Origin of the sequence: Mycobacterium decipiens, from assembly GCF_963853665.1 — a bacterium.
Classification (GTDB): domain Bacteria; phylum Actinomycetota; class Actinomycetes; order Mycobacteriales; family Mycobacteriaceae; genus Mycobacterium; species Mycobacterium decipiens.
In genome coordinates this window covers 4,528,765-4,540,724 of sequence record NZ_OY970459.1, presented here as the reverse complement: position 1 = coordinate 4,540,724, position 11,960 = coordinate 4,528,765, and the positions used below count along the sequence as shown (strand labels likewise).

The 11,960-nt window shown below is 64.8% G+C and carries 10 protein-coding genes; 2 read left to right on the top strand and 8 right to left on the bottom strand.

Annotation, left to right across the window (positions count from 1 at the left end; translation table 11 throughout):
• Positions 1-24 precede the first annotated feature (24 nt).
• The 5 genes from AADZ55_RS19965 to AADZ55_RS19945 all read right to left on the bottom strand — a co-directional run bounded on the left by AADZ55_RS19965 (position 25) and on the right by AADZ55_RS19945 (position 5,792).
• Complete coding sequence (locus AADZ55_RS19965; protein ID WP_085326277.1) at positions 25-1,302, bottom strand: FAD-binding protein; 1,278 nt, start codon at positions 1,300-1,302, stop codon at positions 25-27.
• Positions 1,283-2,692, bottom strand: a complete 1,410-nt coding sequence (locus tag AADZ55_RS19960) for a sugar porter family MFS transporter (RefSeq protein WP_165759426.1) — start codon at positions 2,690-2,692, stop codon at positions 1,283-1,285. Before AADZ55_RS19960 ends, AADZ55_RS19965 begins: the two co-directional genes overlap by 20 nt.
• A gap of 27 nt (positions 2,693-2,719) precedes the next feature.
• Positions 2,720-3,868: a zinc-dependent alcohol dehydrogenase gene (locus AADZ55_RS19955; RefSeq protein ID WP_085326281.1), complete on the bottom strand. Its 1,149-nt coding sequence runs from the start codon at positions 3,866-3,868 to the stop codon at positions 2,720-2,722.
• Positions 3,869-3,906: 38 nt separating this feature from the next.
• Positions 3,907-4,422, bottom strand: a complete 516-nt coding sequence (locus tag AADZ55_RS19950; protein WP_085326283.1) for a VOC family protein — start codon at positions 4,420-4,422, stop codon at positions 3,907-3,909.
• A 155-nt stretch (positions 4,423-4,577) separates the two neighbouring features.
• Positions 4,578-5,792 carry a sedoheptulose 7-phosphate cyclase gene (locus tag AADZ55_RS19945; protein ID WP_207569124.1) on the bottom strand — a complete coding sequence of 405 codons (1,215 nt, stop codon included), beginning with the start codon at positions 5,790-5,792 and terminating at the stop codon, positions 4,578-4,580.
• Between the two features lie 427 nt (positions 5,793-6,219).
• Between AADZ55_RS19945 and AADZ55_RS19940 the strand changes: the two genes are divergently transcribed.
• A complete protein-coding gene (locus AADZ55_RS19940; protein ID WP_085326337.1) occupies positions 6,220-7,440 on the top strand; it encodes a sensor histidine kinase in 1,221 nt (406 codons plus the stop codon).
• Positions 7,441-7,558: 118 nt separating this feature from the next.
• Here the strand turns inward: AADZ55_RS19940 and narL are convergent, their stop codons facing one another.
• Positions 7,559-8,209, bottom strand: a complete 651-nt coding sequence (narL, locus tag AADZ55_RS19935) for a two-component system response regulator NarL (RefSeq protein WP_085326287.1) — start codon at positions 8,207-8,209, stop codon at positions 7,559-7,561.
• 208 nt (positions 8,210-8,417) lie between these two features.
• Between narL and AADZ55_RS19930 the strand changes: the two genes are divergently transcribed.
• Positions 8,418-9,638 (top strand): sensor histidine kinase, encoded by a 1,221-nt coding sequence (locus AADZ55_RS19930; RefSeq protein WP_085326289.1) that lies wholly within the window; start codon positions 8,418-8,420, stop codon positions 9,636-9,638.
• Between the two features lie 6 nt (positions 9,639-9,644).
• Here the strand turns inward: AADZ55_RS19930 and AADZ55_RS19925 are convergent, their stop codons facing one another.
• Both AADZ55_RS19925 and AADZ55_RS19920 read right to left on the bottom strand, forming a co-directional pair.
• A complete protein-coding gene (locus AADZ55_RS19925) occupies positions 9,645-11,267 on the bottom strand; it encodes an FAD-dependent oxidoreductase (RefSeq protein ID WP_085326290.1) in 1,623 nt (540 codons plus the stop codon).
• A 12-nt stretch (positions 11,268-11,279) separates the two neighbouring features.
• Positions 11,280-11,945, bottom strand: coding sequence for an IclR family transcriptional regulator (locus AADZ55_RS19920; RefSeq protein WP_085326292.1), 666 nt, complete (start codon positions 11,943-11,945; stop codon positions 11,280-11,282).
• Between the last annotated feature and the right edge of the window lie 15 nt (positions 11,946-11,960).

Here is an 11,960-nt window from a genome sequence, read left to right as displayed (position 1 = left end):
CGTCCGGCGGCCGGACACGGGACTTCAACGTGGAAAGCAACTGTCAATGAGGTCATTGCGGAACTTTCCGCCCGGATCGAGGGCGCGCATGAGACACTCGAAGTCGCTCCATCGCTGGTAGCTGTCGCGGAGCCGGTCGGCGTCAATGGTGAACAGCTTGCCCCAATGCGGACGCGGGTCAAATGGCGCGAGCGCCGCCTCGACGTCGGCGACGACGGGCATCACCATGGACATGTCGGGGCGCCACGCGAAATGGATGGCCACACTGTCGCGGTGATGGCTTGGGCTAAGCCAACACTCGTCGGCGGCAACGGTGCGGATCTCAGAGATCAGCAACGCGGGCGCCAACCGGGCACGGATCCGGTGCAAGGCTTCCAGGGCCGCGACCGCGTGCGCCTTGGGCAGCAGATACTCGGACTGCAGTTCGTCGCCGGTAGCGGGCCGAAAGTCGGTGCGGAAGTGCGGAAGCCGTTCATACCAGGGCCCGGCGACACCCAACTGCTCGGTGCAGTTCGTGGCGGGCAACCCGGCCAACGGGTGTTGGTTCGTAAGGGCTGGATGCACTGCGAGGTGCGCCAGATCGCCGCGAGGATCGCCGCAGCGATGCTTAAGCCAGATCCTGTTTGTCTCGTCGAAATGGGAGAAGACGCTGACGCTGTAGGCACTCGCCATAATGCTGTCGAAGTGGGCCAACAGCGAGGCCCAGCCGAGTCCGTCGTAGACGTATTGTTCGACGTCGAACGAGGGGAGCAGGTTGAGGCGCAGGCTGGTGACGATGCCAAGCGAGCCCAGGGAAACTGCGGCACCATCGAAGTCGGGATCGCCGTGGGACAACGTGATGAGTTCGCCGTCGGCATTGACCAGCGTGACGGATGTGACGGCGTCGGCGAGCGATGTGTTGGAGTTTCCTGAACCATGCGTGCCGGTGGCGCACGCTCCGGCCACGGAGATGTGCGGCAGCGAGCCGAGATTGTGCAGGGCCAGACCGTTTTGATGCAAGTGCGTTGCCAATTGCCCGTACCGGACGCCGGCGCTGACCTCGACACTCATCCGACTGCGATCGATGTCCAGCACGGGTGGAAGCCGGTCGACCGAAATGAGATCGCCTGCGGTGACTGCGATCTGATTGAAAGAGTGGCCGCTGCCGAGCGCCCGGGCATGCGATGCGTCCGAGACAATGCCTTGGAGTTCACGGATGGACACCGGCCGGTGCAGGCGCTTGGGGTTGAAGGCAACATTGCCCGCCCAGTTTCTCACCTCCGCCGCCCTTGGCGGGCCGTTCTCAGCTTGCAGGTTGGCCATGACGCTCCGGTTTGGCAGTGCGAGCGGCGAACTTCGCTTCCACCTCGGCTAGGGACAGCCCCCTGGTTTCGGGGACACAGACCCGAACGAAGATCAAGAATCCGGCGCTGATCACGGCGAACGCCAGGAACCCGATGGCGGCACGGTAGGGCACGCCGGGACTGCCCACCAGTATCGGAAAGAGAAGTGCCACCAGCAGGTTCGCCAGCCAATTGACGCCGATAGCCGCACCACTGCCGCGGGACCTGATGCGTGCGGGAAGGACCTCGGCGACCAGTAGCCACCCGATCGGCCCGACCGAAAACGCGTGACATGCCATAAAGGTGAGCATGGCAACGATCGTGATTATGGCGGCGTAGGTGGATGCCGACTCCACCAGGCCGACACTGGTCGCCAAGAGCGCGACGATGATGCCGATCAAGCCGACCGTAAGCAATGGCCGGCGCCCGTACCGGGTGAGCAACCCCATCGCTACGACGGTCGAAATCACATCAACGACGCCGATCGACCACGAGGCAACCTCCGCGCCGGCGCGGCCGCCAACGCCGGCCATGGCGAACACCGCGGTGGAGTAGGGAACGATGACGCAGATCCCCACGAGCGTATCCATCAACGCGGCTCCCATCGCGATCATGATGGGCCGCAGCAGGGAGGTTGCTTGGGTGCCGATGTCTGTCTGGTCGTGGCGTTGATGAGCCGAGACGATGCTTTCGAGTTCGGCCGCGACTTCGTCGGGATGCCGAGTTGCCATCAACGACTCGCGGGCTTGATCGACGAACCCGCGTGCGACCAGCGAGTATGGGCTCGACGGAACTCTGGCCATCGTTGCGGCCTGAACGAGAGCCGGAATCGCATTGGCAGCGAGCATAATTCGCCACTGGTGGTCGCCAAAGCTGAGGATCGCCCCGACCGTCAGAGACAGAAGGAACCCGAGCGCGATCGAGAATTGGTAACCGGCCATCATCGCCCCACGATTCCGGACGTGGGCTATCTCGCCGATGTAGGTAGGCGCGACAGCGGTTGTTACGCCTACCGCGGCACCCAGAATCAGCCGGCCGATCGTGATCGTCGGCGCACCGGGCGCCAGGGCCGAAACAATGGATCCGGTCGCGGCGACGACGCCGGCGACACCGAGCACCAGTCGATGACCGTGGCGATCGACGAAGCGTCCGGCGATCAAACAACCGATCAACGCGCCGGCGATCAGGCTGCTGACTACCGTTCCAACCGCCCAGCCGGACAGTGAATATTGCTGCCGAATCGGTTCGATGGCGTCGTTGCTGACCACGATGGAGTAGCCGAAGAGGGTTCCCGCGGATCCGCCGACCAAGAAGAGCCGCCACCTCAGCGGGCGGGGCCGGGCGGGGAGTTCGGCTGCGACTATTGCCACGGTTGCGTTGTCCTTGTGCACCCGCGGCTACGCGGTGAGCGTGACCTTGACCGCGTCGCCGGCCAGATCCTGGAACGCCAAGTCGAGGTGGTCGAAGGAGTGCGAATGGGTGATCAATCGCTCGAACCCGATATTCGGATGCGCGCGCAGCATCGCCATGGCCTCGCTGTAGGAGCGGGGTGGGTTGAAGCTCATACCGAACAGCCGAACGTTGCGTTGGCAGATGTCCACCGCAGGATCGATCTTGATACCGGTGTCGCCGGGGACAATGTTCCCGACTTCGACGACGGTGCCGAGTCGGCGAACCATACCCAAGGCCTCACCGAGCGCCGCGGGGCTGTTGGTCGCGTCGATCACGATGTCAGCGCCGAGGCCGTGTGTCTGCGCCATGACTGCCTCACGACGCGCGGCCACGTCGAGTTCCGCTGTATCGATCACCACGTCCATACCGATGTCGCGGGCGGCGTCCAGCCTGCTGGTCCGCGACCCGGACACGATGATCGTGCCGATGCCGAGGTGGCGCAGCACCAAACCGGTGAGCAATCCGACCGCGCCCGCACCGAGAATGACCGCGGTGGCATCAAAGGTCAGTACCTCTTCCGGCACATTGGCGGGCGTCTTTGCGATGTTGACCCCGCGGACCGCGACGGCCAGCGGGTCCAGTAGCGATGCCACACCCGCCGGCACATGGTCGGGCACCCGCCAGAGATAGGTTCCGGGTTGAACGACAACGTGCTTGCCGAATCCGCCGGTCAGGCTGGGCTGGTGGGTGCCTGAGTTCTTCGACAGCGGCTCCAACCCGATGGCCTCCGGGGGAACGCCGTACACGAAGGCATTGCTGCAGGTGGTGGCGCCGGGACCGAAGCGTCGGCAGCCCCAGCACTTTAGACACGGCACCCAGGGAAACAGGGCCACGGTGTCGCCCTCGCGCAGCGGTTCGCCAGAGGCATCGTGTTGCGAGTGGCCGGTCCCGAAAGCGGCTATGGTACCGACGATCTCATGTCCGAGAACGATTGGCACCGTTGGGTCGGTGGAGACGAAATGCCGGTCGGAACCGCATATCCCGTTCGCTGTGACTTCGAGGATTAGGCCCTCGTCGGGCGGCGACGGCAGCGGTACCTCGATCGTTTCGAAGCGGTTTTTCCCCACCCATACGTTCGCACTCGTCATCGTCATGGCAACTCCTTCATCCGCCCGCTCAAGGCAGCTGGGTCTCAGGCGTTCTCCGGTGGCCACAGGCCCGGAAAGCCGCGGTTGTCGAGGTAGGGCTCGCTGCCGTCGTCCTTGATGATCGGCTGCGGCAACTCCGCGACATACTCCAGGCGCATACCGTTCAGGTCGGCCTTGTCGGTGAAGAACAACAGGATTCGATCGTCGTCCTGCAACGCCATTCCGTCGTGGCCGAAGCCCAGCTCGGCAAGCTCGGTGATCCGGCCCTCGACGTTTGGGTAATCCATGAAACCGAGGTGGTGAAAACCCTCTCCCTGGGCCACCGAGTGGGTTCCGTTCCCGGTGAATTCCATCAGCTCGATGTGGGGAGGACCCTCCTTGGAGAAGGCAATGCGGGCGTCGTGGTGATGCGGCTTCGGGTCACTGCTGTCGACGTACCGGTCCGTACAGTAGCGACCCACCGGGCTGAAGGTGTACCCCGTTGCCGCCGTCCAGCGTTCGATCGCCTCCTCCAGATTGGCGACTAGCAAAGCGACGTGGTGAATCTGCGGGCCAGCCATGATTGGGCACCTTTCCTGTCCGTTTGTCGGATCGTGGCAACACCGTGCCGGAGTTCCGTTGCCTGTCGGCGAACTCCCTTGGCATTTTGCCTCTTGGCGGGGTCAACGCCGCATCGACCCCGGGTTGCCAGGGTCTGGCATCGGCGATGTCGGCGTTAGATGGAGCGGGGCACGGCTGGTGATCGTGCCGCCGAGCCGGCGGGGTTGGGCATCTCCAGGAGGAGCCGCATTTCGGCCGCCGCGTCGGCGATCTCGGCATCGGTCAGGTCGTTGATGAAGACGGTCCGGCCGATCCCGCTCAGCAGCGCCAGATGCTGCTGCCCGCCACGGTGGCGGACCGTATCGGCGAAACCCTCGATAAGCAACTCGGCGTCACAAAACAGCGGATGCGACGGAGCGAGGCCCATTCCGACGGTGGTCGCCACGATGCGGCCCAGCTCGACGTTGGTTAGGAACCCGCGGTTGGTGGCCAGGATGGCGCAGAACACGCAACCCATCGCCACGGCCTCACCGTGCAGCAGCTCCGGCAGTGCCCGCATCTCGACGATGGGCGAGAAGGTGTGGCCATAGTCCACAATCCGCTGCAGGTCCTCTTCCCACAGGTTCTTCTGCAGCTCCTCGGCCATTCCGGCGATCGATCGCTGCATGACCTCCTGCCCGGGCGGGATACCCGGACCGACTTGCCCGGGGTCCTGCAGGCGCTCGGCGACGAGTTGAGGGCCATGGGCCTCCAGGATCTCGAACAGGCGAGCGTCCTTGATCAACGCCATCTTGAGTGCCTCGCCCAATCCACTGCTGATCTGCCGCTCGGGCAGGGTAGCGAGCAAGCCCCGGTCGATCAGGGTGCGCGGCGGAGGTGCGAATGTGCCCAGGCGGTTGCGGAACCCCTCGTGGTTCACACCCGTTTTCGCCGACACACTGCCGTCGATCTGGCCCAGCAGGGTCGTGGGCACCCGCACGTAGGGGATGCCGCGTCGATACAGGCTGGACGCCATTCCGGCCATGTCCTGCAGGGTCCCACCGCCGATCGCGATCGGGGGGCTGCCGACCCGAGGCGTGCCGATCTCATTGAGCCTGCTCGCCACGTGAAGGACGTTCTCGATGATCTTGTTTTCGTCCCCGCTGGGCAGTACCAGATATGAGGCCGAGATGGAGTTGGCGGTGAAATATGCCCGGATGCGGCTACCGAAAAGCCGTTCCACGGCCTCATCCATCAGCACCAGGCGGGTGGCCTCGTTCGGACGATCACCGGGCTGTCGCCCCAACTCGGGGTTGCTCGGATTGAAGATATCGGCGGTCTCAACGATCTCGTAACTGAGCTCTTTGACGGCCGTCATGGTCCATCGGCATAGGCCGCTTACACGGTTCACGTTCTTACCTCGATGCTCCGGTTGGTCGTTGGGATCGACTCCGGCCCCCTGACAACACAACCACCGTGCCTTGTCAATACGCCATTTGTCTGTCGGCTAACTGGGCCGCGCACGGGTTGAACTACGCGTCCCCCGACGGTCGGAGCCGTTGTTCCACCGATCAGTGGACAGTCTGTGCGGTCGAATTCCGGGCGCTTTGTTGTGCTGGCCGGGTCGAGTAGCAATCGCTTGGCCGGGATTGCTCGACGCCACGGTAATACTCGCCATGATCGGAAGTTCGCGTGCCGACAACGCCGCAGTCCAGCGCATATTTTTGGCAGGCGCACGCCATCGAAGGACCTCCGACCTCGGCTTCTTGATCGGCCGGCACCGTGCCGGCTTGCTGCCAGTCCGGCGGTGAACCGCGTGGGTGAGTACGGTGTTTCCGGTGACCGTGACCAGCGACGTGGAACTGGTTCGGGTGCGCACACGTCATCAATTGCGTGCCTATCGAATTGTTTCTGTGCTTAGGATCGGTGTCCTGGCGTTCATGGTCGGCGCCATGGTCGTTAGCGCCCCCGAGGAAGAATGGGCGCAGCAAACAGTGTTGGTCGGCTTTTATGCGTCTGCTGCGGTGTGTGCCCTGCTGTTGGCCTTCACTCCGGTGCGCCGATGGGTTGGATTGGGCCGGCTGGCCGGAATGGGCCGGTTGGTGCTCATCGCTTCCACCGCCATCGACGTAATGGCGCTGACGGGCTTTCAGCTGCTGTCCAGCGACGGAATCTATCCGCTGCTGATCATGACCTTGCTGCCGGTCCTCGTCGGCCTCGATGTGTCGACGCGACGAGCGGCTGTGGTGCTGGCCTTCACACTCATCGGATTCGCCGTCGGCGGGATTCACGACCAAGTACTGCTCGGCGCGGCGGGCTGGCCGGATACCGTATTCCTCCTCGCGCTCTATGCGTTCCTGTGCGCCACCGCGTTGCTGGTCGTGCGCATCGAGGAGCGGCATGTTCGCTCCGTCGCGGGCCTGAGCGCGTTGCGGGAGGAACTGCTGGCCCAGACGATGACGGCCTCGGAGGTGCTGCAGCGCCGGATTTCGGAAGCCATCCACGACGGACCGCTACAGGACGTGCTAGCAGCGCGCCAAGACCTCGTTGAATTGGATGTGGTCTTCCCGGGCGACGAACGCGTCGCGCACGCACTGGCCGGTCTGCAGGCCGCATCAGAACGTCTCCGAGAAGCCACCTTTGAGCTTCATCCTGCGGTACTTGAGCAGGTCGGGTTGGGGGCGGCGGTAGCGCAGCTGGCGGCTTCCACCGCGCAGCGCACGGGCATCGAAATCTCGACCGATGTCGACTACCCGATTCGCAACGCGATCGACCCAATCGTGTTCGGCGTGGTTCGTGAGCTGCTGTCCAATGTGGTGCAACATTCGCGGGCGCGCACTGCCTCTGTCAGGCTCGGGATCACCGACGACATCTGCGTTTTGGACGTGGCCGACGACGGCGTGGGAGTGACCAGTGACACCATGGCGCGCCGCCTGGGAGAAGGACACATCGGCCTGGCCTCGCATCGGGCCCGTGTCGATGCCGCCGGCGGAACATTCGTCTTCCTGGATACGCCCGCGGGCGCGCATGTCTGCGTGGAACTCCCCCTCAAGCGCTGAGTCTGCGTTCCGTGGTTATCGCTGATACCAACCCGCGGGCAGGGTAGCTATCGATGAAGCACGAAATCGCCTACAGGCGAGCCAGTTCCGGTGCAGCGAGTGCGTGGTCGGGTTCGAGTCAGTCAAGCAGCCCCTGCCGCATCGCCTCGGCGACCGCGGCGGCGCGGTCGCTTACGCCGAGCTTCTCGTACAACCGTTGCACATGGGTCTTTACCGTCGACGGTGCCACGTATAGCTCGGCTGCGATCGCGGGGATGCTTTGACCGCGTGCAATGCGGTTGAGCACCTCGCGCTCGCGCGCGGACAGCACCGGAGCCATCGGTGCCGCGCGCTGGCGGATCTCCCCGGCAAGACCCCCGACCAGCGAAGGCGCGACCACGTCGCGGCCCTTGGCGCAATCGAGCACCGCTTTGACGATCTCGGTGCGAGTCGAATCCTTGAGCAGGAATCCAGCGGCGCCCTGTTGGAGTGCCTGATACACGATCGCCGACTCGTCGTGCGCCGAGATCAGCAGCACCCGGGTTGGCAACTCGTAGCTGCGCACCGCCGCCGCCACCTGCGCGCCGTCCATGCCGGGCATTCGGTAGTCCAGCAATGCGACGTCGGGCAAATGGGCTTTGATCAACTCCAGCGCCGCCGCACCGTCGTCTGCCTCGCCGACCACGTTGACCGAGCCACTCAACGAAAGCGCTCGCACCACGCCCTCGCGAAACAACGGGTGATCGTCGCCAACCACCACGCGCACTTTCTCGGGCTGGGGACTGCTCATGAAGCGCCGACCATAGCGATGAGTTTAGCCGCTCTTTGACAACGAGCCATCGCCAATCGTCAGAGCCCGCGATCCGTATGTTGACAGTTTGCTCCACGCCACCGCCACCCTCGGTCGAGGCGGGTATCACGCGCGCCCCGCGCGGACTATTAAGCCCCGGTTGCGGCAAGCTCGGACATTTGGGCGGTCGCCGTGATTAGGTGTCCTAGTGGTATTGGCCAGCTCGGTAGAACTAGAACGGGTGCGCTGGGCGCACCAGTTGCGCTCCTACCGAATCGCCTCGGTGCTGCGGACCGGTGTCGTGGGGCTCATGATTGCCGCGATGCTCGTCGGAACCAGCCGATCCGAATGGACACAGCAAACGGTTCTGATCGCCGTCTACGCGTTCGCTGCATTGTGTTCTCTGGTGCTGGCGTATTCGCTGGTCCAGCGATTCATCGCTTTGCCACGTTTTGTCCGGATGGGCCGGTTGGAGCCATTTGCTTTTACCGCCATCGACGTTTTGGCGTTAACCGGCTTTCAGTTGCTGTCCACCGATGGCATCTATCCGCTGCTGATCATGATTTTGCTGCCGGTCCTCGTCGGCCTCGATGTGTCGACGCGACGGGCGGCGGTGGTGCTGGTCTTCACGCTCGTCGGCTTCGCGGTCGCGGTGCTACAAGATCCAGTGATGGTGAGCGCAATCGGATGGCCCGAGGCGATATTCCGGTTCGCGCTCTATGCGTTCCTGTGCGGCACGGCCCTGGTAGTGGTCCGCATCGAGGAGCGGCATACCCGTTCGGTGGCCGGCCTGAGTGCGTTACGAGAGGAACTATTGGCCCAGACGATGACGGCCTCGGAGGTGCTGCAGCGGCGGATCTCGGAGGCCATTCACGATGGACCGCTGCAAGACGTGCTGGCCGCGCGTCAGGAACTCATCGAGCTGGATGCCGTAGCTCCCGGTGATGAGCGGGTGGGACGCGCGTTGGCCGGACTGCAGAGTGCGTCGGAACGGCTGCGGCAGGCTACTTTCGAGCTGCATCCGGCCGTGCTTGAGCAGGTTGGGTTGGGTCCGGCGGTAGAACAACTGGCGGCCTTCACCGCGCAGCGTTCGGGTATCAGGATCTCCACCGATATCGATTACCCGATTCGAAATGATATCGACCCCATCGTCTTTGGTGTGGTTCGCGAACTGCTGTCCAACGTAGTGCGGCATTCCCGAGCGACCACCGCGTCGGTCAGACTCGGAATCACCGACGGGAAATGTATTTTGGACGTGGCCGACGATGGTGTCGGAGTCACCGGGGACACCATGGCCCGCCGCTTGGGGGAGGGACACATCGGCCTGGCCTCGCATCGGGCACGCGTGGATGCCGCCGGCGGAGTTTTCGTCTTCCTGGATACCCCCGCCGGGGCCCACGCCTGCGTGGAAGTGCCCCTGAAACCGTGACCGACGCTACTGCCGGTTAACGGACCTGCCGGTAGCGGCGGCGTGGCCGGCGCGGAAGCCGAAAACCATTGCCGGACCAATGGTTCCGCCGGCGCCGCCGTAGGCTCGGCCGGTCGCGCCGGCCATGGCATTGCCGGCCGCCAACAGACCCGGGATGGGGTGGCCGCTGACATGCAAGACGCGGCCGTCACGGTCGGTGCGTGGGCCGCCCTTGGTGCCCATTGCCCCCACACAGACCGGCACCGCGTAGTACGGGGCGGTGTCGATGGGGCCGAGTGTTTTTCCGGCAAGAGTGTCAGCGCGCTCGTCGCCCCAGTAGCCGTCGTATGCACTTGAGCCGCGCCCGAACTCGGGATCAGTGCCGGCGGCTACGTGGTGGTTCCATGCCTCGATCGTGCGGATCAGGCCGGCGGCATCGATGCCGGTCTTGGCGCCCAACTCGGTGAGGTCGGCCGACGCGCAGAACCAGTCCGGAACCGGTTGGGCACCTCCAGCTGTGCGGCCCAGAAAACCGTAGCGTTGGAGGTGAACCGAGTCGAAGACAATCCAGCTGCGATCGTTGACGTATCCACCCCGGGGATCGAGGTAGTGGAAGGCGCCGGCCATCGAGTTGTACTCGCATGCTTCATTGACGAACCGCCGCCCGGCCCGGTTGACGATGATGCTGCGCGGACGAGTTCGTTCCAACCGCACGCTGCGACTTCGTTGCCGGCCGTCGATGGTGTCGCCCGGGATTTGTACGATCGGCACCCACCATGCTTCGCCCATGTTGGCCAGGTCGGCGCCGCGTGCCATCGCCATGCGCAGCCCGTCGCCGGTGTTGTTCGGCGGGGACACCGCACCGTGCATCGGGCCGCGCAGGAAGGCCTGCACCAACGCCGGATCCCATTCGAACCCCCCGGTGCACAGGATGACGGCGCGGCGAGCGCGCACGCTCATGCTCTGTCCGGGTCGCGCGATCCGCACTCCGGCGACTTCTCCGGCGTCGACCATGAGTTCTACGGCGCGCGCGTTGGTGCATGGGGTCACCCCGGCATCCAGCAAACCCTTCAGGAGGCCGGCGACGAGTGCGGTGCCGGCCACGCACAGGTTGCCGGAGTGTTCGTCGGCGTCCGCATGCAGGCGGGCTCTGGTTTCGGCATCGAAGCCGACATTGGACCAATCGGCGGGGAATGACGTGATCCGCCCGGCCCATTCGCCGAGTTGGGCGAGATCGTAGGGGGCCGCGCTCATCGACCGGCCCCCGGATGGGTGTCCGCCCGGCAGCTCGGGCCGGTAATCAGGGAAGCCGGTCGTGATCTCGAAGCGCAGACCGCTGTGTTTCTCGACGAAGTCGAGCATCGCCGGTCCGGTCCGCACGAAGGTTTCGACCAGCGCATCGTCCATCGCACCGAACGACTGCGCGCGCAGGTAGCGGAGTGCGTCCGTCACTGTCAATTCCCCTTGGGGACAACGGTTATGGGCGGGAATCCACACGATCCCACCGGACACCGCGGTGGTACCGCCAACGGTCGGGGCCTTTTCGTACACGTCCACCGACGCGCCGGCAACCGCGGCAGTCAGGGCAGCGGTGAGTCCGGCACCGCCGCTGCCGAGCACCACGACGTCGACTTCGCGATCCATGCTCACCGTGATATCCCTTCAGCTCAGCAGCACAGTCAGCTGCTCGGCGGCCTTGATCACCGCGTCCTTTCCGCGCAGCACCACGTCTTCGCGGTGTGAGATGAGGTTGATGCAGGTCGGTGGGGACGGGGCCGGCCGACGGACGGCCACGGCCAGGCCATAGGTATTCGGTTCGATCTCCCCGCACGTCATGATCCAGCCGCGCTCGCGGGCCTGGGTGACCAGGTCGCGTTCGCCCGGGCGCGGGGGCATGCTCGCGAGCAGGGCGAGCCCGGCGGCGCCACGGCTCAGCGGGTATCGGCTGCCCTCGTGGAAAGCGAGTTGATAGGGGACCTGGGTCGGCACGATCACGGCGAGAGCCACCTGCTCGTCTCCCTCGGCGATGAGCAGTGAAACGGTGGTGCCGAGGTCGTCGGCCAGTGCCCGCAGCGTGGGCAGACTCAGTTGGCGCACATTGTGGTCGAATGCCGCCCCGAGGACGGCGAGGCCGGCCGCCGGCCGGTAGCGGCCGTCGGCTCCCTTGGTGACTAGTCGGAACTGGATCAGCGTCGACAGCAATCGATATGCGATGGTCCGGTGCACCCCCACCCGGTCGGCAAGTTCCTGCATGGTGAGTCCCGACGGGGAAGCCGCCACCAGTTGCAGTGCGGTGAGGCCTCTGGCCAGCGTCTGCGAACCCGTCACAACCTTGACAGACCG